Origin of the sequence: Pseudoclavibacter sp. VKM Ac-2888, assembly GCF_015351285.1 — a bacterium.
Lineage (GTDB): Bacteria > Actinomycetota > Actinomycetes > Actinomycetales > Microbacteriaceae > Pseudoclavibacter.
The window spans coordinates 21,273-41,543 of sequence record NZ_JADKSM010000003.1 but is presented as its reverse complement, the minus strand read 5'-3'; the positions used below and the strand labels follow the sequence as shown (position 1 = coordinate 41,543).

The 20,271-nt window shown below is 67.9% G+C and carries 18 protein-coding genes; 16 read left to right on the top strand and 2 right to left on the bottom strand.

Annotated features, from left to right (window positions below):
• Window positions 1-22 precede the first annotated feature (22 nt).
• The 3 genes from ITJ61_RS17570 to ITJ61_RS17560 all read left to right on the top strand — a co-directional run bounded on the left by ITJ61_RS17570 (window position 23) and on the right by ITJ61_RS17560 (window position 3,889).
• The gene (locus ITJ61_RS17570; RefSeq protein WP_146081307.1) at window positions 23-835 is read left to right on the top strand and encodes a hypothetical protein; all 813 of its coding nucleotides are present in this window, start codon (window positions 23-25) and stop codon (window positions 833-835) included.
• Window positions 836-1,555: 720 nt separating this feature from the next.
• Entirely contained in the window at window positions 1,556-2,953 is a 1,398-nt protein-coding gene (locus ITJ61_RS17565; protein ID WP_194686987.1) for an APC family permease, read from the top strand.
• Between the two features lie 96 nt (window positions 2,954-3,049).
• Window positions 3,050-3,889 (top strand): DUF4352 domain-containing protein, encoded by an 840-nt coding sequence (locus ITJ61_RS17560; protein WP_194686986.1) that lies wholly within the window; start codon window positions 3,050-3,052, stop codon window positions 3,887-3,889.
• A gap of 153 nt (window positions 3,890-4,042) precedes the next feature.
• On the opposite strand, the gene ITJ61_RS17555 is transcribed toward ITJ61_RS17560, so the two are convergent.
• Window positions 4,043-4,345, bottom strand: coding sequence for a hypothetical protein (locus tag ITJ61_RS17555; protein ID WP_146080493.1), 303 nt, complete (start codon window positions 4,343-4,345; stop codon window positions 4,043-4,045).
• A 435-nt stretch (window positions 4,346-4,780) separates the two neighbouring features.
• On the opposite strand from ITJ61_RS17555, the gene ITJ61_RS17550 reads away from it, so the two are divergent.
• The 9 genes from ITJ61_RS17550 to ITJ61_RS17510 all read left to right on the top strand — a co-directional run bounded on the left by ITJ61_RS17550 (window position 4,781) and on the right by ITJ61_RS17510 (window position 14,616).
• Window positions 4,781-5,752, top strand: coding sequence for a substrate-binding domain-containing protein (locus ITJ61_RS17550; RefSeq protein WP_219820181.1), 972 nt, complete (start codon window positions 4,781-4,783; stop codon window positions 5,750-5,752).
• Between the two features lie 55 nt (window positions 5,753-5,807).
• Window positions 5,808-6,851, top strand: coding sequence for a galactitol-1-phosphate 5-dehydrogenase (locus tag ITJ61_RS17545; protein WP_228497185.1), 1,044 nt, complete (start codon window positions 5,808-5,810; stop codon window positions 6,849-6,851).
• 41 nt (window positions 6,852-6,892) lie between these two features.
• Window positions 6,893-8,416, top strand: a complete 1,524-nt coding sequence (locus ITJ61_RS17540; protein WP_194686985.1) for an FGGY-family carbohydrate kinase — start codon at window positions 6,893-6,895, stop codon at window positions 8,414-8,416.
• Window positions 8,413-9,360 carry a sugar-binding transcriptional regulator gene (locus ITJ61_RS17535; protein WP_194686984.1) on the top strand — a complete coding sequence of 316 codons (948 nt, stop codon included), beginning with the start codon at window positions 8,413-8,415 and terminating at the stop codon, window positions 9,358-9,360. The genes ITJ61_RS17540 and ITJ61_RS17535 overlap by 4 nt, the downstream gene beginning before the upstream one ends.
• Window positions 9,357-10,868, top strand: a complete 1,512-nt coding sequence (locus ITJ61_RS17530) for a sugar ABC transporter ATP-binding protein (protein ID WP_194686983.1) — start codon at window positions 9,357-9,359, stop codon at window positions 10,866-10,868. Before ITJ61_RS17535 ends, ITJ61_RS17530 begins: the two co-directional genes overlap by 4 nt.
• Window positions 10,865-11,878 carry an ABC transporter permease gene (locus tag ITJ61_RS17525; RefSeq protein ID WP_194686982.1) on the top strand — a complete coding sequence of 338 codons (1,014 nt, stop codon included), beginning with the start codon at window positions 10,865-10,867 and terminating at the stop codon, window positions 11,876-11,878. The genes ITJ61_RS17530 and ITJ61_RS17525 overlap by 4 nt, the downstream gene beginning before the upstream one ends.
• Window positions 11,879-11,910: 32 nt before the next feature.
• A complete protein-coding gene (gene deoC, locus ITJ61_RS17520; RefSeq protein ID WP_194686981.1) occupies window positions 11,911-12,594 on the top strand; it encodes a deoxyribose-phosphate aldolase in 684 nt (227 codons plus the stop codon).
• A 79-nt stretch (window positions 12,595-12,673) separates the two neighbouring features.
• A complete protein-coding gene (locus ITJ61_RS17515; RefSeq protein WP_194686980.1) occupies window positions 12,674-13,618 on the top strand; it encodes an ADP-ribosylglycohydrolase family protein in 945 nt (314 codons plus the stop codon).
• A gap of 56 nt (window positions 13,619-13,674) precedes the next feature.
• On the top strand, window positions 13,675-14,616 hold the full coding sequence (locus ITJ61_RS17510; RefSeq protein WP_194686979.1) for a LysR family transcriptional regulator: 942 nt from the start codon (window positions 13,675-13,677) through the stop codon (window positions 14,614-14,616).
• Here the strand turns inward: ITJ61_RS17510 and ITJ61_RS17505 are convergent.
• Window positions 14,601-16,229, bottom strand: a complete 1,629-nt coding sequence (locus ITJ61_RS17505; RefSeq protein ID WP_194686978.1) for an amidohydrolase — start codon at window positions 16,227-16,229, stop codon at window positions 14,601-14,603. The two genes, ITJ61_RS17510 and ITJ61_RS17505, sit on opposite strands and share 16 nt — an antisense overlap.
• Window positions 16,230-16,436: 207 nt before the next feature.
• On the opposite strand from ITJ61_RS17505, the gene ITJ61_RS17500 reads away from it, so the two are divergent.
• From ITJ61_RS17500 to ITJ61_RS17485, 4 genes are all read left to right on the top strand, one after another.
• Window positions 16,437-17,441, top strand: coding sequence for an ABC transporter substrate-binding protein (locus tag ITJ61_RS17500; protein WP_104330635.1), 1,005 nt, complete (start codon window positions 16,437-16,439; stop codon window positions 17,439-17,441).
• Window positions 17,442-17,536: 95 nt separating this feature from the next.
• Window positions 17,537-18,376 (top strand): ABC transporter permease, encoded by an 840-nt coding sequence (locus ITJ61_RS17495; protein WP_104240538.1) that lies wholly within the window; start codon window positions 17,537-17,539, stop codon window positions 18,374-18,376.
• Window positions 18,376-19,146, top strand: a complete 771-nt coding sequence (locus ITJ61_RS17490; RefSeq protein WP_104240539.1) for an ABC transporter ATP-binding protein — start codon at window positions 18,376-18,378, stop codon at window positions 19,144-19,146. Before ITJ61_RS17495 ends, ITJ61_RS17490 begins: the two co-directional genes overlap by 1 nt.
• A gap of 31 nt (window positions 19,147-19,177) precedes the next feature.
• The gene (locus ITJ61_RS17485) at window positions 19,178-20,260 is read left to right on the top strand and encodes a PLP-dependent cysteine synthase family protein (protein WP_104240540.1); all 1,083 of its coding nucleotides are present in this window, start codon (window positions 19,178-19,180) and stop codon (window positions 20,258-20,260) included.
• Window positions 20,261-20,271: the final 11 nt, after the last annotated feature.

Below are 20,271 nucleotides of genomic sequence, written 5' to 3'. Positions count from 1 at the left end.
TCGATTCGACTACACTCAGTTCGTGGATATTTCTCTCGATATTGGTTCGTTCGTTCTTGGCCTCGTTACGGCTATTGTCATACCGTTTGCCATATGGTTGATGAGGCAGGGGGAGCGTGAGAAGCTGCAGAAGCGGCAGGAGTACGAAGAGCTCCAAGAGGCGTTCAATATCCATGCGGCGCTCACTGATCCGGTGGTGCTTGAGGCCCTCAATAGGAGTGCTGATGATGAGCAAGCCAGGCGCTTTCTAACTGCACTTCATGCGCGTTCGAGCTATCGCTTTGATGCTTTCTCCAAGGAATTCGAACTTCCGGAAGAAGTTGAATTGATTATCCGGGAAGAACTCGGGGTCATCAATGAAGCACTACCCGCGGAAACTAGTACTGCACAGCATGTTTTCGACGAAAAGGCCCAGCGAACTCAAAATCATCAGAAGGATTCGACAGTGCAGTCTCGGGTTCTCAAGTTTGCGAGCCACCTGTCAGGAAAGCCCGTGGCGCGCGGTGATTCTTCGCAAGTGGCACCACAGTATCGGGATCTGTTCAAAGAGCTTCGCGTCACTGGGCCGGGGCAAGCGACGGAGATAACGCTGCCCGACGGTGAGAATCTGATCTGGTTTGCGGGTAACGGCAAAGGGAATCTGCCAGCCATTGTGACTCATGTAGGGCGTAAGGGTTGCGAACTCAACTCGTCCAAGAGCGGCGCATTCAAGAGGCGACTGGAGGCTCACAACGCAAGCGGTGACGCACTAGCGACGGCGCTAGTCAGTGAGTTGCGTGAACTAGCCGCGATCAAGAGCACTTGCTCGTGTGGCGTTCCGCTCGTTTTCAATTAGATCCGGATCTTGCGCGTTTCATGTGATGCGACGGTCCTCACTTCGGGCCGAGTTGGTCCGAAGTCGGCTCCTGTCGAATTAACCAGCGCCCACACGGCCCGTGAGGTGTCCGTTATCTAGCTTGGCTTCGGCGGATCACAGCTGAGGTTCCGTCTGCATTTTGGCCCGATATCTGCATCGCGTAACACGGCGAGGGATCAGCGCCCTATGCGCCGGCCACTACCGTGACTTCTGCCTCGGTCTCTTGGTGCCGTAACCGAGCGCGATTTTGTAATGTAGCTCGAAGTGCCGGGCGAGATTGTGGCCCGTAACGCCCTGGCTCGTGAGTGAGAGCATGGGCTGCGTCGAATCTCGACGTCCGTGAACCTCGATACCTTATGTCGCTCTGGGTTCCAGCAACGAGGGCGGCCTTTCCGCAAGGAAACACAGTGGGACGCAAACGCAAACGCGGGTAGCCTTCGCGCTACAGAAAGCACAGTTCGTTCGGAATCGAGCGGCGCAACGCGAACCTCGGCGCGCTCGCGCGCTTCACCGCGATCGCGCGCTCGCACTGAATCTCCCGAGACGCAAGAGGCGGAGTGAGCGACCTCTCGTCTCTCCCGCACCTGATTGAGTCCCGCAAGCCCTTGCTCGCCTAGGGGTGCAACCCCACTACAGTTCTCAGGTACCCGCGCGAGCCCCACCCCCTTCTTCGGCTCGCCCGAGAAGAGGATTACTCCCTTGACGCAAACGCTCACCCGCAAGCTCGGCGTGCCCGGAATCGTGTTCATGGTGATCGCGGCCGCCGCGCCCATCACCGTGGTCGCCGCGAACTTCCCGATCATCTTCGGTGTCTCCGGCTCCGTCGGCGCACCGCTCATGGTGCTCGTCGCGACCGCGATCCTGCTGCTGTTTTCGGTCGGCTACGCGTGGATGACCCCGCACGTGCCCGACGCTGGGGCCTTCTACTCGTACGTCGATCGTGGACTCGGGCGACGCCTGGGGCTCGGCACCGCATCCATCGCCCTCCTCTCGTACGTGCTGCTCACCGTGTCGATGACCTGCTACCTCGGCGTGCAGGCCGGCAACCTCTTCGAGCTGTGGACCGGGATGCAGGTGCCCTGGTGGCTCATCTCGGGCCTCATGATCGCGATCGTCGGGTTCCTCGGCTACCGCAACATCGACCTCTCCGCGAAGGTGCTCGGTGTCGTCCTGGTGCTCGAGGTCGTCGCCGTCGTCGTCATCGACGTGGGCGTGCTCGCATCAGGGCGGGAGCTCACGACGCTGCCGTTCAGCATCAGCGAAGCCGTCTCCGGCACCCCGGGCCTCGGCCTGCTGTTCGCGTTCCTCGGCTTCTTCGGGTTCGAGGCGACGGCCGTGTTCCGCAACGAAGCCCGCGATCCTGAGCGCACCGTTCCCCGCGCCACCTACATCGCCGTGATCGCGGTCGGCGCGCTCTACTTCGTCTCGTCCTGGCTCGTCATCGCGGGCCTCGGCGCCGACAACGCGGTTGCCCTCTCGAACGAGGACCCGGCCGGCGTCGTCGTCGGCCTCGCGGGCGAGGTGGTCGCGCCGATCATGGCGGACGTCGTGCAGGTTCTCGTCGTGACGAGCATGTTCGCGTGCATGCTCGCGTTCCACAACATCGTCACCCGCTACCTGTTCACGCTGGGGGAGCGCGACGTGCTGCCGCGCACCCTCGCCGCCGTGCATCCGAAGCACTCGGCCCCGTCCCGCGCATCCCTGTGGGTGACGATCATCACCGCCGTCGTGGTCGTCGTCTCCGCGCTCGCGCAGCTCGACCCCGTGCTGCAGATCTACACCTGGTACTCCGGCGCAGGCGCGGTGGGCGTCATCGTCATGATGACCCTCGCGAGCTTCGCCGTCGTCGCCTTCCGCGCGCGCCTCAAGCGGGATGCCGCCGAGGGAACAGCCTCGTCGTGGGTCACCGTCGCGTCCCTGGCCGGTGGCATCGGGCTTGTCCTCGTGCTGATCATCGCCATCTGGAACTTCCCGTTCCTCGTTGGCGGAATCGTCGCCGCGATCATCTGGGGTGTTGTGCTCGCCGGGTTCTTCGCGATCGGGATGCTGCTGCCGGCTCGAGTCGCGGTGAAGGAACGGGTCGAGGAGAACGCCTGATTTCGGTGTGACCGGTTGCGATTCCCCGGGGAGTCCTGAAGGGGTCGAGCTGGCCTATCATTCAGGAAATTCCCAGCGAGAGAACGCGAGCCTCCGATGTCGATGCAGCCACCGGCCCCTCACTACGGCCACCCGAACCAGCCGCAGCAGCAGTACTTCGCGCCGGCGCCGGTTCAGCCGCGAACCACGAGCGCGATCTCCTGGACGGCGCTTGGATTCGGCATCACGGGGATGCTGGCAGCGATCATTCCCGGGGTGTCCTTCTTCGCCTGGATCTTCACCCTGGTTGCGCTCGTTCTCGCGATCGTCGGGCTCGCCCAAAAGCACCGCGCGAAGGCAGTCGCCGGTGTTTCGCTGGGGCTCTCGACCGTCGCCTTCGTGACCGCCGTCATCGTCTCCATGGCGACTCTGGGGAGCGCAGGCACCGAGGGAGCTGAGATCGTCGCGGAGCCGGAGATAGTCGCAGAATCCGCAGCCCCCGCCGCATCGGTCGAAGAACCGGAAACTACTCCAGAGGCGCAGCCTGAGGTGTTGGCTCCGGTCGGGATCGGACAGACCGTCACCGGCCATTACGGCGTCACGTTCACCGTTGACGCTGTGACGTGCGGCATGACGTCGTACTCGTATGCCAGCGGATACCTGGAGGAGACCGCGCTCGGTCAGTTCTGCGAGATTCGATTCACCACGTTCAACGGCAGCACGTCGCCGTTCGATTTCTACTCCGACAGCGTCTCCGGCACCATCGGGGACGCGTACTACGAGGCAGAGTCATCGCTCAGCACGGTCGGTGAGGACTCCTGGTTCAGCACCGTGAACCCGGGTCTAACTGTCAGCGGCGTCACCGTCATCGACATCCCCGTCGGCGCGCAGCTCGAAACCGTGCACCTGCAGACCAACTACTTCAACGGACAGGACATCGTCGTTCAGCTGGTCTGAGCGAGCTCGTCGGATGTTCAGGGGGGAACTCACCGCACGACGCTCACCCCGGCTCAACTCGACCGCTCCCGCGGTGCCGTGCTCGCCGGACTCTCTGTGATCGGGATGTTGCTTCCGAACGGGCGCTGAGCATCTGCGTCCGAGCCGCCACGACTACACACCGTCGAACCTGATCGCCGTCTCAGCGCATTCCGCGGTCGTGCCGACTCCCTCGAGCGCGCATCCACCGTCGACAAGCGCACGCGAACCGAGGGGCTCGGTCAGGGCGACGGAGATGCGGACGGCGTCATTGCCCGGACAACTCTGCGGACCCCCACCGACCGGGGCGACGTCCACGCGAATCAGGATCTGTTCCGCCTCGTAGGTGACCTGGGGTTCGAGGACCTCCCCGGTGGTGCCGCTCGCGCAGCCGAGGCGAGTCACCTCGATATCGATCTGCTCGCTGTCAGCAGTCACCGCGGTCGGGTCCGCCAAATGCCACGTCGCTGGTTCACCGTTGCTCGCCGGCGCCGACATCTGCTGACAGGCGGCAAGCGAGAAAGCAGCTGACGCGAGCAGGACTGCCGTCAGGGCTGTTCTTGTCGACCTCATGTGCTCATCCTGGCCCAGGCGGCTCCCTCCCAACTACCCCGACCGGTCACAGGCGGTGTCAGTGCTCCTCCACCCGTCCTCAGAGACGCAGGCACTCCACGCGCTTCGGCACGGTCGCCTCCGCACAGCCTCCGCTCGGCCCCTGAAGTGCTCTTCTGAGCGCGCATGTGAGCACGTTTCGCGAGTGGCAGTGCTCACATGAGCAAAGCACTGCTCAGCTGTTGCCGAGGGCCTCGCAGCCGACCTACCTTGTCCTCAGTCATCCGGACCAAGGAGGTCATTTCAATGAAGAAATCGGGCTTGTTTCTCACCACCGTCGCCGCAGCATCGTTGCTGCTGACCGGCTGCTCTGTCACCACCACCCCAGGAGGGGAAGGCGCCAGCGCAGGTGGAGCCGACGACGGCACCATCTCCATCGGCTTCAGCCAGGCCACGCAGCAGTCGCCGTTCTACGTCGAGCTCGGCGTCGGCGTGCAGGAAGCCGCAGACGCGGCAGGCGCTGAACTCGAGTACGTCGACGCCAACGGCGACGTCACCAAGCAGAACAACGACATCGAAGACCTCATCACCAAGGGCGTGGACGTCCTCCTCATCAACCCGGTCGACCCGCAGGGCATCGCGCAGAGCATCGCCTCCGCCGAGGCCGCGGGCATCCCCGTCGTCACCGTCGACCGCTCCGCGGAAGGCGCCATCGCCCACGTGGGTCGCGACAACGTCGAGATGGGCAAGCTCGTCGGCGAGCAGGTCAAGGAAGCGCTCGGCGCCGAAGGCGGCAAGATCATCGAGATCCAGGGCGACGCCGGCGGAACCGTCGCCATGGACCGCTCGGAAGGCTTCCACAGCGTCTTCGAGGGCGACTCGTCGGTGAACATCGTCGCTGGCCCGTACGCGGAGTACATCCGCTCGAACGCCGTCACCGCCATGCAGGACCTCCTCCAGTCGAACTCCGACGTGAAGGTCGTGTACGCCCACAACGACGACATGGCGCTCGGCGCCCTCCAGGTGCTCCAGGAGAACGGACGCACCGACGTCCTCGTCGCCGGAGTCGACGGACTCATGGAAGCCGTCGACGCGATCGCCGAAGGCGAGCAGTACGTCGCGACCTCGCTCAACGACCCGATCGCCCTCGGCACCGTTGCGGCCGAGACCGCACTCAGCGCCGCGGCCGGCGAAGACGTGGAAGCGGAGATCGACGCGGGCACCGAACTCGTGACCAAGGACAACGCGGGCGACCTGGTCGGAGACACCCTCTTCGCGCAGGGCGGCAAGTAATCCTCTCGCCCCGAGCGACACCACCAACCACCATCGATTCCTGGAGGAAGCGACAATGACCGAGACGATGACCGCGGCAGTGATGCACGCGCCGGGCGACATCCGCGTGGAAAGCGTGGATGTGCCAAAGCCGGGCACCGGCGACGTGCTGCTCAAGGTCGCCGCGTGCGGCGTGTGCGGCTCCGACATCCCGCGCATGAACTTCGCCGGCGCCTACCTGCTGCCCATCATCTGCGGGCACGAGTTCTCAGGCCACATCGTCGAGATCGGCGCTGACGTCGAAGGCCTCGAGATCGGCCAGCTCGCGACCGTGCCACCGCTCATCCCGTGCAACGAATGCGAGAGCTGCCTCGACGGGCACTTCAGCCTCTGCGAGAACTACGGCTACTTCGGCAGCCGCCAGGACGGCGCCTACGCGCAGTACGTGGTCGTCAACGCGGGCAACATCTTCCTCATGCCGGAGGGCGTCGACCCGCGGGCGGCGGCCATGATGGATCCGTCCGCCATCGCGCTCCACGCCATCTACAAGACGAAGCTCGGCGAGGGCTCCCGAGTCGCCGTCATCGGGGCAGGACCCATCGGGCTGTTCGCCATCCAGTGGGCGAAGCTCATGGGGGCGAGCGAAGTGCTCGCGGTCGACGTGAACCAGCAGAAGGCCGACATGGCGCTCGAAGCCGGGGCCACCCTCACGGCCGTCAACGACGAGGAAGCCATCGCCCACGCGGGCAAGGGCTTCGACGTCATCATCGAGTCCGCCGGCGTGCCAGCGACGATCGCCCTCGCGACGAAGCTCACGGCACGCCACGGCGAGGCGGCCTTCATCGGCATCCCCCACAAGACGGTGGAGCTCGAGAAGGCGGTCTTCAGCCACTTCCTCCGCAAGGAAGTGTCGCTCCACGGCAGCTGGAACTCCTTCTCGGCGCCCTTCCCGGGCCGAGAATGGGTCGAGTCGGCGCGAGCCTTCGCGGACGGCAGCCTCAAGTGGGAGTTCATGATCACCCACGAGCTCAGCCTCGACGAGCTTCCCCTCACCATGAAGCAGCTCGGTGAGCGCTCCATCTTCAGCTCGAAGGTGCTCTTCCTCCCCAACCGAGACTGACCCCCGCCCGCGCACCCCAACACAACACGAAGGACAGAACAGTGGCGTTCTACTTGGCAATCGACATCGGTACGGAAGGCGCGCGCGCCGGAGTGTTCGACGAGGCGGGGACACGAGTCTCCACCGCGTCGGCCCCCTACCAGACCGCGTACCCGCACCCGGGCTGGGCCGAGCAGAACCCACGCGACTGGTGGAGCGCCACCGTGCGCGCCTCCAGGGAAGCCCTGGAGACGGCCTCGGTGCGGTCCGTCCGCGCCGTGGGCGTCGCCACGACCTCCTCCTCCGTCGTTGTCCTCAACGGCACCGGTGCCCCCATCCGCCCCGCCCTGCTGTGGATGGACAGCAGAGCGGGCGCGGAATCCGAGCGCACCGCCGAGATCGACCACCCGTCGCTGCGGTTCGCGGGCGGCTCCGACAGCTCCGAATGGCTGGTCCCCAAGGCCATGTGGCTCGCCCGCAACGAGCCGGAGAACTACGCGGCAGCGACGCACATCGGCGAATCCGTCGACTACATGACCCTCCGGCTTACGGGACGCTGGGTGGGCTCGCGGCTCAACGCGACCTGCAAGTGGAACTACGACCACCGAGAGGATGCACTCCCGTCCGACCTCTACGCGCAGCTCGGCATCCCCGACCTCGCGGAGAAGCTGCCGCACGACATCGCCGCGGTCGGCGACATCGTCGGCGAGCTCAGCCGCGCGGCCGCCGCCGAGCTGGGAGTGGAGCCGGGCGCCATCGTCTTCGCCGGCGGCATCGACGCCCACCTCGCGCTCGTCGCCCTCAGCGGCGTCAGCAGGAACCCGGTCGCGATCGTCGCCGGAACGTCGAACGCCTTCATCGCGGAACTCGACGAGCCCGTCTTCTCGCCCACCATCTGGGGGCCGTACCCCGGCGCGCTCACGCACGACCGCTGGCTCATCGAGGGCGGCCAGGTGTCTGCCGGGTCAGCGCTCTCGTGGCTCTCCGAGCGCATCCTCGGGGTGCCGCGCGACAGGCTCGGTCAGCTCGTCGCCGGCGCGAGCGAGGTGCCGGCAGCCGAGCACGGCATCCTCGTGCTCGACCACTTCATGGGCAACCGCACACCCCACCGCGACCCGAGCCTCCGCGGCGCGGTGCTCGGCCTCTCGCTCGGCGCGACCCCGGCCCAGCTCTACCGGGCCACGGTCGAAGCCGTCTCCTTCGGCACCAGACAGGTGCTCGAATCCTTCGAGGCCGTCGGCGTTGACTCCGACGACGTCTTCCTGACCGGCGGCATCCGGCACAACCCGCTCTGGCTGCAGACGACAGCGGACGCACTCGGCCGCCCCGTCAACCTCGTCTCGGGCGAGAACCTCACGACCCTCGCGCTCGGAATCCTGGGGGTCGCCGCAGACACCGGCGAGGACCGCGCCGAGGTCGCCAGACGCTTCGCCCCGGACCACGTCATCGTGGAACCGAACCCAGCCGCGACCCAGCCGCTCGCGGACGCCTACGAGCGGTACGAGCGGTCGACGCAGCTGCTCACCGGCATGAGCCACGAGCTCGTGAGATCGACGCAGACGACCGCGAGAGTCGGCGCAGCATGAACGGCGAGGACGAGCTCCTCGCGATCCGCGCCGCCGAGCTGTACTTCCAAGACGACAAGAACCAATCGGAGATCGCCGCCCGCCTCGGCGTGACGCGCTGGAAGGTCGGTCGCCTCCTCGCGCAGGCGAAGGAACGCGGCTTCGTGCGCATCGAGATCGTGCACCCCAAGGCCAGGCGGCTGCCACTCGAGCGCGAGCTGCAGGAGCTCTACGGGCTCGCCGACGCGATCGTCGTCCCGAGCTCGAACAACGACGCCGAGACGCGCATCCGAGTCGCCGAAGCGGCAGCCGACTACCTCGCCACGCTCCGACCCCGCGTTCGAACGCTCGGCGTCTCCTGGGGGCGCACCCTGCAGCAGGTCGCCGACGCCCTGCCCGACGGGTGGGCAGACGGGGTCGACGTCGTGCAGGTCAACGGGGGCGTCACCGTCAACCGCCGGGTGGGCATGGCATCGATGACGGCCACCACGATCGCGTCGAAGGGCAGGGGGACCGTGACGCTCCTCCCGAGCCCCGCGATCCTCGAGCAGGCGGCCACCCGCGAGGCGATCGAGAACGACCGGTTCGTGTCGACGATCCTCGACAAGGCGCGAGAGGCCTCGACGGTCGTCTTCAGCGCGGGCCCAGTCGACACGAAGTCGGTGCTCGTCTCGAGCGGCTACCTGACTGAGGACGACGTGCGAACGCTCGAACGCAAGGGCGCCGTCGGTGACGTCCTCGGCCGGTACATCGACGCCGACGGACACATCGTCGACCCGGCCCTCGACGCCCGAACACTCGGCCTCGAACTCGACACCCTCAGCAGCGCCCGCACCGCCGTCGCGGTCATCTCGGGGCGCGAGAAGTGGCCCGTCTGCCACGCGGTCGTCGACAACAAATTCTGCTCAGTGCTCGTCACGGACGACGAGTGCGCCAACTACCTCAGAGAAGCGAGGAAACGATGACTGCTGTCATTGAAGAAGCAACGCCTCCGGTCCTCACGATGCGCGGCATCCGCAAGGGCTTCCCGGGCACGCTCGCCCTCAAGTCGGTCGACCTCGACGTCTACCCGGGCGAGGTCCACTGCCTCCTCGGCGAGAACGGGGCAGGCAAGTCGACGCTCATGAAGATCCTCGCCGGTTCCTACACGCCGGACGCGGGAGTGATCTCCATCGGCGGCGCGGAGGTGAAGTTCTCCGGTCCGCTCGACGGCATCCGCGCCGGCATCAGTGTCATCTACCAGGAGCTCGATCTCTTCGCCGACCTCACCGTGGCCCAGAACCTGTTCCTCGGCCACACGCCGAGCATCGGCGGCCTCGTCAAGCGCTCGACGAGGCGGCGCCTCGCCGCCGACTACCTCAAGCGCGTCGGGGCGAAGTTCTCGCCGGACGCCGTCGTCGGCACCCTGCCGCTCGCCGACCAGCAGCTCACCGCCATCGCGCGCGCCCTCACGACGGATGCCCGCATCATCGTCATGGACGAGCCGACCGCAACGCTCGGCGAGGCCGACGTCGAGAACGTCTTCAACGTCATCCGCCGCCTCACCGACGAGGGCCGCGCCGTCATCTACATTTCGCACCGGATGGACGAGATCCGGGACATCGGAACGCGCATCACCGTGCTCCGCGACGGGTACAACGCCGCCAAGTACGCCGTCGCGGACACCGACGCGGATCGCTGGATCGGCGACATGATCGGCGACAAGAAGGCCGAGCTGACCGAGCACCGGGATGCACGGGAATTCAGCGACGTCGAGGCCCTCAACATCAGGAGCGTGTCGATCGACGGGCTCATCGACGTTCGGGACGTCGTCGTGCGCAAGGGCGAGATCGTCGGGCTCGCCGGCCTCGGCGGGGCGGGGCGCACCACGCTCCTCTCCGCGCTCTTCGGAGCACGCAAGGCCAAGCGCGACGTCCAGGTCTTCGGCAAGCAGGCGACCCTCACCTCCGTGCGAGCCGCGGTCAACCACCACTTCGGGCTCGTTCCCGAGAGCCGAAAGACGGAGGGGCTGTTCCTCGGGCTCTCCGTGGCCCGAAACGCCGGCATCGCCTCGCTCCGCGGCTCCTCCCAGGTGCTGCCGCGCGAACGGTCCTGGGCGACGTCTGCCCCAATCCTGGAACGCCTCTCCGTCAAGTTCGGCAAGCCCGGCCAGGAGATCCGTCTCCTCTCGGGCGGCAACCAGCAGAAGGTCGTCCTCGCCAAGTGGCTCGCTCGCGACACGAGAGTGCTGCTGCTGGACGAGCCCACCCGAGGCCTGGACATCGGCGCCAAGGCCGACCTCTATCGCCAGGTCCGCATCCTCGCGGACCAGGGCGCCGCCGTGCTCGTCGCATCAAGCGAGCTCGGCGAACTCATGGCGAATGCCGACCGCATCGTCGTCATGCACGAGGGCCGCAACGTCGCGGACTTCGACCCGCTCGTCTCGAGCGAAGCACGCATCAGTCACGCAATCATCAGCGGGAAGGCATCATGAACGCGACCACCACAACGCCGGCTCCAACCGAGGAGCGCGCGAGCGCGCAGACCTGGAAGCAGCGCAGCTCGAGCTGGCTCATCAAGGGCAACCTGCTCATCGTGTTCGTCATCATCTGCGCGCTGGCGGCCATCCTCAGCCCGGAGTTCCTCACCGTCCGGAACGTCTCCAACCTGCTGCAGCAGTCGAGCCTCACGGGCATCATCGCCATCGGCATGACCCTCGTGATCCTCACGAGCGGCATCGACCTCGCCGTCGGCTCGATCGCCGCCTTCAGCGGCATGACCGTGGCGATCCTGCTCGACGGCCGCATGCCCGTGGTGCTCGCGATCCTCATCTCCCTGGCCGCCGGCATCGGCATCGGGCTCCTCATGGGTGCGGTGTCGTCCTGGGTGCGACTCCCCGCCTTCATCGTGACGCTCGCTGGACTCACCGCCGTGCGCGGCTGGGCCTACACGCTCACCGACGGGCGCCCGGCCGGCACCAACCTGCCGGCCGAGTTCACGATCATCGGCGGCGGCTACCTCGGGCTGCTCCCGCTCACCGGCCTCATCTTCATCGGCGTCACCCTCCTCACCGCCGTCATCCTCCGCTACACGACCTTCGGCGAGTACATCTACGCCGTCGGCAGCAACGAAGAGGCGGCACGCCTCTCCGGCATCCCGGTCAACTGGGTCAAGGCCGCGGTCTTCGGCTTCTCCGGATTCACGGCAGCGCTCGCCGGGGTGCTCCTCACGAGCCGCCTCACGATTGGCCAGCCCACGGCCTTCCAGGGAGCCGAGCTGGATGCGATCGCGGCCGTCGTCCTCGGCGGCACGAGCCTCTTCGGCGGTCGAGGCGGCGTGGGCGGCACGTTCATCGCCGTCCTGCTCCTCTCCGTCCTGAAGAACCTCTTCAACCTCATGGGAATCGGGTCCTTCGTGCAGATGATCGCGACCGGCATCATCCTCGTGCTCGCCCTCATCCTCAACAAGTTCCTCGACAGCCGCGCGCAGGCCTCCGCTGCGTGACGACCTCCAACCAGCAAAGGACAGCAGAACCCATGACCAGTGCACGCCCCCTCGCCACGTACCTCGACCACACGCTCCTCAAGCCCGAGGCCACCCGCGCCGACGTCGAGGCCACCATCGCCGAGGCAGCGGAGCTCAGCGCCTACAGCGTCTGCCTGTCGCCCTCCGTGCTGCCCGTCACCCTCCCGAACGGCTCCGACCTCAAGCTCACCGTCGTCTGCGGGTTCCCGAGCGGTCGCCACCAGAGCAACGTCAAGGCGCTCGAAGCGAAGACGGCCGTCGAGCAGGGAGCCGACGAGATCGACATGGTGATCGACATCGGGGCGGCGATCGACGGCGACTACGACTCCGTCGAAGAGGACATCCGTGCGGTTCGTGGCGCAGCACCGGCTCCGATCGTGCTCAAGGTGATCATCGAATCGGCGGCGCTCTCGGACGACGCCATCGTCGCCGTCTGCCGCGCGGCCGAGCGCGCCGGTGCCGACTTCGTGAAGACCTCCACCGGGTTCCACCCCGCCGGCGGCGCCAGCGTGCACGCGGTCGAGCTCATGAAGAGCACGGTCGGCGACCGGCTCGAGGTCAAGGCCTCCGGAGGCGTCAGGACGCGGGCTGAAGCGGATGCCTTCATCGCGGCGGGAGCGACCCGTCTCGGCGTCTCGGGCAGCCGAGCGCTGCTGAACGACGACGCCGAGTCCACGGCGCCTGCCGGGTACTAGCGTCCCCGACCCCTCCCGACAGCGGTGGCCAGTCGACGCTGGCCACCGCTTTGTCGGCGGTTCGTTGGACACTGGAGCCATGACACTCACGCCAGCCCAACTCGACCGTGCCCACGGTGCCGTGCTCGCCTCCGCCGTCGGCGACGCCCTCGGTTCCCAGTACGAGTTCGGGCCGCCGCTCTCGGACGACGCACCCGTCGTCTACGGGGTCGGCGTCTTCGGGCACGGCGCGGGGGAGTGGACCGACGACACCTCCATGGCCATGCCGATCCTCCAGGCGCTCTCGGGCGGAGCATCCCTGAACGACCCGGCAACCCTCGCCAGCGTCGTCGTGGCCTGGCGCGAGTGGGCTCGCGACGCGAAAGACGTCGGCGCCCAGACCGGGACTGTGCTCTCCGCCCTCGAAGGAGACGTCACGGAAGATCGCGCTCGCGACGCCGCCCACGACGTGCACACGCGAGCCGGCCGCAGCGGCGGCAACGGCGCCCTCATGCGCACCGGCCCCGTCGCCCTCGGCCACCTCGCCGACGGGCAGGAACACGCCCTCGTCGAAGCCGCGACCCGCATCGCCGAGCTCACCCACTGGGAGAGCGACAACGCCGACGCCTGCGTGCTCTGGTGCCTCGGCATCCGCCACGCCATCCTCACCGGCGAACTCGACCTCCTCGGCCAGCTCGACGCGATCCCCGCCGAGCGTCGAGACCGCTGGCGCGCCTTCACCGAGGAAGCCCTTGCACCCGGTGCGCATCCACGCGACTTCTCGCAGCAGAACGGCTGGGTCGTCCGCGCCTACCAGGGCGCCCTCGCGGCCCTCGCCGGAGCCAGCTCCCTCACGGACGCACTCGAACGGGCAGTTCGGGGAGGGGGCGACACCGACACCGTCGCCGCCATCGCGGGCTCCCTGGCCGGCGCGGTCCACGGCTCGCGGGCACTCCCCGCAGCACTCGTCGAGACGGTGCACGGCTGGCCCGGCCTCCGCAGCGGCGACCTCGAAGCGCTCGTCGACGCCGCGGTTGTCATCTAAAATGGAGATGTAAAACTGTTCGCAATATCTCCGTAACATATTCGAAACGAGGGGCCATGCGCTCACCAGGCCGCAGCGACGTCTCGCTCACGCAGCTCCGCTACTTCGTGGCGGCCGCCGAGCACGGCAGCATGACCTGGGCCGCCGACGAGCTGTTCGTCGCCCAGTCCGCCGTCTCCACGGCCATCGCCAACCTCGAGACCGCCGTCGGCGCGCAACTCCTCATCCGCCGCCGCGCCAAGGGGCTGCAGCTCACCGCGACCGGCGCCGACTTCCTCGTCCGCGCGCGCGGCATCCTCGCCTCCGTCGACGACGCCCTCGGGGCCCTCCGCCCCGAGAACACCGCCGGCCGCCTCACCGTCGGCTGCTTCCGCACCCTCGCACCCTTCTACCTGCCATCCGTCATCAGCGGACTCGCCGACGAGCATCCCGAACTCCTCGTCGACGTCACCGAGATGACCGCCGAGCAGGTCCCGGATGCGCTCGCCAGCCAGGCCATCGAGATCGCCCTCACCTACGACCTGGGCTTGGACGCCTCCGTCGAACGCGAGGTGCTCGCCGAAGTTCCCCTCTACGCGGCCGTCAGCGTGCACCATCCACTCGCCGACCGCGACAGCGTGAGCCTCGCCGAACTCGCCGAGCTGCCCATGGTGCTGCTCGACATGCCCGTCAGCCGCGACTACTTCCTCCAGTGGTTCACGCGCGCCGGCCTCCGCCCCCACGTGCGCTACCGGTTCGCGAGCTTCGAGGCCGTGCGCGCCATGGTCGGCAGCGGGCACGGATTCACGCTCCTCAACCAGCAGCCGCGCGTCGCCTCCACCTACTCCGGCGGCGAACTGCGGCACCTGCACATCACCGATGACCTGCCGCCCCTCGAGCTCGTGCTCGCCCGCTCCGGAGGCTCGAGGCAGCTCACCAAGAAGGCCGAGCTCTTCGCCGCCCAGTGCAGGAAGTCAGTCGCCGAGCAGGACGCGACGGCGCCTCACGGCGCCTGGTAGACGACCACCCCGCCGAGGTACGTGCGGCGCACGCTCGCCGAACCGTAGGCGTCGAGGTCGCTGAGGTCGGCGTCCACCCACACCAGGTCGGCGAGGCGGCCGGCCTCGAGCCGACCCGTGTCACCCTCGAGCCGGTTCACCCAGGCCGCCTCCGCGAGGTACGCGTCCAGGGCGACCCCGAGCGGCAGGGCCTGCTCGCCGAGCAGCGGATGCGTGAGCACGCCATCGCCGATCGCGTGCGGATCCTCGATGAGCCCCGTGCGCGTCACGGCCGTGCGAATCGACCAGAGCGGATTCGGCGTGGTCACCGGCCAGTCGCTGCCGCCCACGATGCGCGCCCCCGCACGATGCAGATCGCCGAACGGGAAATGCGTCAGCTCCCGCTCGGCGCCGAGCAGCGGCAGCTTGCGGTGCACGATCTCCTCGTCCCGCCGCGCCCACACCGCCGTGACGTTCGCCGCCACGTCGAGCTCCGCGAACCGCGCGATGTCGGACGGGTCGATCAGGTCGAGGTGCGCCACGTGGTGGCGATTCCCGCGGCGCCCATTGCGGCGGATCGCCGCCTCCACCGCGTCGAGCGCGTGCCGGGTCGCCGCGTCGCCGACGGCGTGGAAGTGCACCTGGAAGTCGGCCGCGTCGAGCGCCGTCGTCAGCTCGACAAGCGCCTCGGGGGAGAGGAAGGCGATGCCCACGTCTCCCGGGTGCCCCTCGAACGGTTCGAGCATCGATGCCGTGTGGTTCTCCACCATGCCGTCGATCATGACCTTCACGGTGCCCGCATCCACCCCCACCTCCGCGGCCTCCGCCCGGACGCGCTCGAAGTCGGCGATCTGCTCCACGCCACGCGCACGGTCCCACCACTGCGCGAGCACGACCCGCGCGGTCAGGCGGCCGTCGGCTGCGAGGCGCAGGTATGCGGGGAGCGGGTTCGGGCCGAGGTCGCTGTCGCCGACGGCCGCGTCCTGCCACGCCGTGACCCCCACCGAGTGGAGCTCGCGCTGCGCCGCCTCGAGGGCCGCCTCGACAAGTGCCTCGTCGGGTGCCGGCATGAGGTGCTCGACCAACGCGACCGCCGACTCCAGCAGCATGCCCGTCGGCTGGCCCAGTTCGTCGCGGATGAGGCGGCCGCCCTCCGGATCCGGGGTCGCCCCGTCGATCCCGGCGGCCCGCAGGGCCGCCGCGTTCACCCACATGCCGTGCGCGTCGTGGCTGTGCAGCATGATGGGCCGCTCGTCGACGCCCTCCAGCTCGGCCGCCGTCGGGAACCCGCCCTCGAAGACGTCGCCGAACCAGCCGCCGCCCGTCAATACCGGCGCCGTCGGGTTCGCGGCCGCATAGTCGGCGATGAGCCGCAGGTACTCGCCGCGGTCGTGCACGGGCTTGAGGTCGATGCCGAGCGATTGCAGCCCCGCGAGCAGCGGGTGCACGTGCGCGTCCTGGAACCCCGGGAGCAGCGTGCCGCCCGCCAGATCGACCAGGTGTGCTGCGGTGGGGAGCTCGCCGCCGTCGGGGATCACGTCGACGATCCGGTCGCCGACGACCAGCAGCGACGCCCGCTCGAAGGCGCCCGAGCCGAGGTACAGCGTGCCGTTCGTGAAGAGGGTGGCGTCCATGGGGCTCCCGTCTCGCGCGGCCGCGGTGACCGACGCTCCTCGCCACACTGAGCACCCCATGTTTCGTATGCATTTCGCCGATATTGCTGGTCAATTGCATCTCTCTTTTGGATCTCGAGCTTCGAGTCTCGCTATTTGCTTGTCGCCAAGGACCTGCCGATTCTTGACCCAAGTCGCTCCCAGCGAATCCGTCCCGGAAGGACCCTCATGACCACCACCAAGAACGCACTCCGCACCGTGGGCGCCCTCGCGTTGAGCGCCGCGCTGCTCGCCACCACCGCCTGCACGGCGGACTCGGCAGCCTCGAGCGAAGGCGACGCGGAAGCCGTCGGGATGGGCATCCAGCCCTGGCTCGGCTACGGCCCCTGGTACATCGCACAGGAGAACGGCTACTTCACCGACGCCGGCGTCGAGGTCGAGATCACGAACTTCATGAACGACGCCGACATGACCGCGGCGTTCGCCGCCGACCGCATCCAGGTCGCGAACGTCGCAAGCCACAGCGCGCTCCAGTTCATCGAGCAGGGCCTCGACGTCAGCATCGTGCTGCTGCTCGACGCGTCCCTCACGGCCGACGCCATCCTCTCCGACGGCAGCGTCACCGACGTCGCCGACCTGGCCGGCCAGCAGGTCGCCTTCGAGGAAGGCTCCGTCAGCAACCTCCTCCTCGGCTACGCGCTGCAGGAGAACGGCCTCTCGCTCGACGACATCGAGCCCGTCCCCATGGACCCCTCCGAAGCGGCAACCGCGCTCATCGGCGGCAGCGTCCCCGTCGCCGTCACCTACGAGCCCTACATCTCCGAGGCCCGGTCCTCCAGCCCCGACATCACCGAGATCTACACGGCGGCCGAGAACGCCGGCCTCATCAGCGACGTCCTCGTCGTCGACAACACCTACCTGGCCGAGAACGGCGAGACCGTGCAGGGCATCGTCGACGCGTGGGGCCCATCCATCGACTTCTACGAGTCGGACACCGATGCGGCGCGCGCGATCATCGCCGAGAACATCGGCAGCGACGTCGAGTCGCTCGACAGCGCCTTCGACGGCGTGCAGTTCTTCACCCTCGAGGAGAACGCCACCGAGCTCGGCGGCCACTACCTCGAGACCGTCCTCCCCAGCGTCGACAGCGTCGCCACCGACATCGGCATCCTCACGGGCGGCACCGACCTCCCCTCCGTCGTCGACCTCACCTTCGTCGGCGGCGCCGAGTAGCCACCGGCACCGCGACGGCACAGGCACCCAGCACCCCCGGCACCCCCGGCACCAGTAGCCACCGGCGCACAGCAACCACAGGAGACCAGAGCCCCATGGCAGTTCAGAGCACGGCCCCGGTCGCGAGCACGCAGCCCGCGACCGGGGCGCGCCGGAAGCCGGTCAGAGCACCGCTCACCAGGCGCCAGTACCTCATCACGTCCGTCATCACCTTCATCCTGCTGCTCGCGGCATGGACGGCGATCTCGACCAGCGGCCTCGTCCGCCCCCTCTTCCTGCCGTCGCCGATCGCGGTCACCGAGAAGCTCATCGACCAGGGCGTCAACGGCCAGCTCTGGTCGGACATCGCCGTCAGCACCTACCGCGTCATGGTCGGCTACCTCCTGGCCAGCGTCATCGCCGTACCGATCGGCGTGCTCTGCGGCTCCATCCCGCGGGTCGAGGCCGCGATCGAGCCGATCATGGACTTCATTCGCTACATGCCGGTCGTCGCGTTCGTTCCGCTGACCATCCTCTGGGTCGGCACCGACGACTCGCAGAAGGTGCTCATCATCTTCCTCGGCACCTTCTTCCAGCAGGTGCTCATGGTCGCCGACGCCGTGCGGCGCGTGCCCATGTCGTACCAGAACCTCGGCGCGACGCTCGGCCTCAGCCGCACCAAGATCCTCATCCGCATCGTCTTCCCCTCCGCGCTCCCGCGCATCTGGGATGCGCTCCGCATCAGCCTCGGCTGGGCCTGGACCTGGCTCGTCGTCGCCGAGCTCGTCGCCGCGACCGAGGGCATGGGCTACCGCATCACGCAGGCGCAGCGCTTCCTCGAGACCGACCTCATCATCGGCTACGTGATCGTCCTCGGGCTCCTCGGCCTCCTCTTCGACCAGGTCATGCGCGGGCTCGGTCGGCGCTTCTTCCGCTACCTGAAGGGACGTGTCTGATGACCGTCGAAACCGCCCTCCGTGACCCCAAGGTCGTCGTCTCCGACGTCACGAAGCGCTTCGGCGAGGTGACCGCGCTCGCCGACGTCGACCTCGTGCTCGGCGACCGCGAGTTCGTCTCCGTCGTCGGCGCATCCGGATGCGGCAAGAGCACCCTGCTCTCCGTCATCGCGGGCCTCGAGGCACCCACCTCCGGCACGGCGTCGCTCAGCGGCCACGAGATCCTCGGGCCGGGCCGCGACCGCGGCGTCGTGTTCCAGCAGGCGACGCTCCTGCCGTGGCTCAGCGCCATCGACAACGTCGTCTTCGCCCTCGACGGCGAGCCGGGCCTGACGAAGAAGCAGCGCATCGACCGGGCTCGGGACGTGCTCGACCAGGTCGGCCTGACGGGCTTCGAATCGAAGTACCCGGCGCAGCTCTCTGGCGGCATGCAGCAGCGCGTCGCCCTCGCCCGCTCGCTCGCCTACGGCCCGGATGTGCTCCTCATGGACGAGCCGTTCGGCGCCCTCGACGCGCTCACCCGACGCACCATGCAGGAGCTGCTCACCGAGGTCTGGGAGCGCCACCGCATGACGGTCATGCTCATCACCCACGACATCGAGGAGGCCGTCTTCCTCTCCGACCGCGTCATCGCGATGACCCCGCGCCCCGGCAAGGTCGCGGCCGAGTACGCGATCGACCTCCCTCGCCCCCGCGAGGTCGACGTGCTCGGCAGCCCCGAGTTCCACGGCTACTACACGGAGATCCTCGACCTCATCCACCGCGGCTGATGACGGTGCCGCGGCCCGGCATACTGAAGAGATGTCACACGAAGCTGAAGCCGACCGCCGATGGATGCAGAACGCGATCCGGATGCTCGAAGCCGACGCCAACCGCAGCGCTGACACGCACCTGCACGTCTTCCCGCTGCCGCGCGAGTGGGGCATCGACCTGTACCTGAAGGACGAGTCGGTGCACCCGACGGGCTCGCTCAAGCACCGCCTCGCCCGCTCCCTCATCCTGTACGCCATCGTGAACGGGCAGGTGGGGCCGCGCACGACACTCGTCGAGGCGTCGAGCGGCTCCACAGCCGTGTCGGAGTCGTACTTCGCCCGGATGCTCGGCCTGCCGTTCGTGACCGTCGTGCCGCGAACCACGAGTCCGGAGAAGATCGAGCTCATCGAGTTCTACGGCGGCCGCTGCCACCTGGTCGACGAGCCACTGCAGGTCTACTCGGAGGCGGAGCGCCTCGCCGCCGACGTCGACGGGCACTACCTCGACCAGTTCACGAACGCCGAGCGCGCCACCGACTGGCGAGGGAACAACAACATCGCCGAGAGCGTCTACTCGCAGATGTCGCTCGAACGCTTCCCCATCCCGAGCTGGATCGTCGTCAGCGCCGGAACCGGCGGCACCTCCGCCACCTTCGGTCGCTACGCCAGGTACTGCGGGCACGACACCCGCCTCGCGGTCGTCGACCCGGAGGGGTCGGCGTTCTACGAGGCCTGGAAGACGGGCGACCGCACCCACGCGACCGGCCGGGGGTCCAAGATCGAGGGCATCGGACGCCCGCGCGTGGAGCCGTCGTTCATCGAGACGGTCATCGACGACATGATCCAGGTGCCGGACGCGGCCTCGGTCGCGGCGATCCGCGTCCTCCGTGAGAAGACGCAGCACTGGGCGGGCGGATCGACGGGAACGAACCTCGTCGGCGCGTTCCAGATCATCGCCCGCATGCTCGCCGCGGGGGAGCAGGGCAGCGTCGTGACGCTCATCTGCGACGGGGGAGCGCGCTACGCGAACACGTACTACGACGATGCCTGGGTTGCGGCCCAGGGGTGGGATCTCGAGCCGCACCTCGAGCGGATGCACCGCTTCCTCGACACGGGCACCTGGGTCGACTGACCCCGGCTGCG

Excerpts from the sequence above, each read along its gene's own strand:
- ITJ61_RS17505 (WP_194686978.1), bottom strand. The coding sequence starts at position 16,229 with ATGGACGCCACCCTCTTCACGAACGGCACGCTGTACCTCGGCTCGGGC.
- ITJ61_RS17530 (WP_194686983.1), top strand. The coding sequence starts at position 9,357 with ATGACTGCTGTCATTGAAGAAGCAACGCCTCCGGTCCTCACGATGCGC.
- ITJ61_RS17545 (WP_228497185.1), top strand. The coding sequence starts at position 5,808 with ATGACCGAGACGATGACCGCGGCAGTGATGCACGCGCCGGGCGACATC.
- ITJ61_RS17525 (WP_194686982.1), top strand. The coding sequence starts at position 10,865 with ATGAACGCGACCACCACAACGCCGGCTCCAACCGAGGAGCGCGCGAGC.
- ITJ61_RS17535 (WP_194686984.1), top strand. The coding sequence starts at position 8,413 with ATGAACGGCGAGGACGAGCTCCTCGCGATCCGCGCCGCCGAGCTGTAC.
- ITJ61_RS17490 (WP_104240539.1), top strand. The coding sequence starts at position 18,376 with ATGACCGTCGAAACCGCCCTCCGTGACCCCAAGGTCGTCGTCTCCGAC.
- ITJ61_RS17515 (WP_194686980.1), top strand. The coding sequence starts at position 12,674 with ATGACACTCACGCCAGCCCAACTCGACCGTGCCCACGGTGCCGTGCTC.
- deoC (WP_194686981.1), top strand. The coding sequence starts at position 11,911 with ATGACCAGTGCACGCCCCCTCGCCACGTACCTCGACCACACGCTCCTC.
- ITJ61_RS17510 (WP_194686979.1), top strand. The coding sequence starts at position 13,675 with ATGCGCTCACCAGGCCGCAGCGACGTCTCGCTCACGCAGCTCCGCTAC.
- ITJ61_RS17495 (WP_104240538.1), top strand. The coding sequence starts at position 17,537 with ATGGCAGTTCAGAGCACGGCCCCGGTCGCGAGCACGCAGCCCGCGACC.
- ITJ61_RS17500 (WP_104330635.1), top strand. The coding sequence starts at position 16,437 with ATGACCACCACCAAGAACGCACTCCGCACCGTGGGCGCCCTCGCGTTG.
- ITJ61_RS17560 (WP_194686986.1), top strand. The coding sequence starts at position 3,050 with ATGTCGATGCAGCCACCGGCCCCTCACTACGGCCACCCGAACCAGCCG.
- ITJ61_RS17485 (WP_104240540.1), top strand. The coding sequence starts at position 19,178 with ATGTCACACGAAGCTGAAGCCGACCGCCGATGGATGCAGAACGCGATC.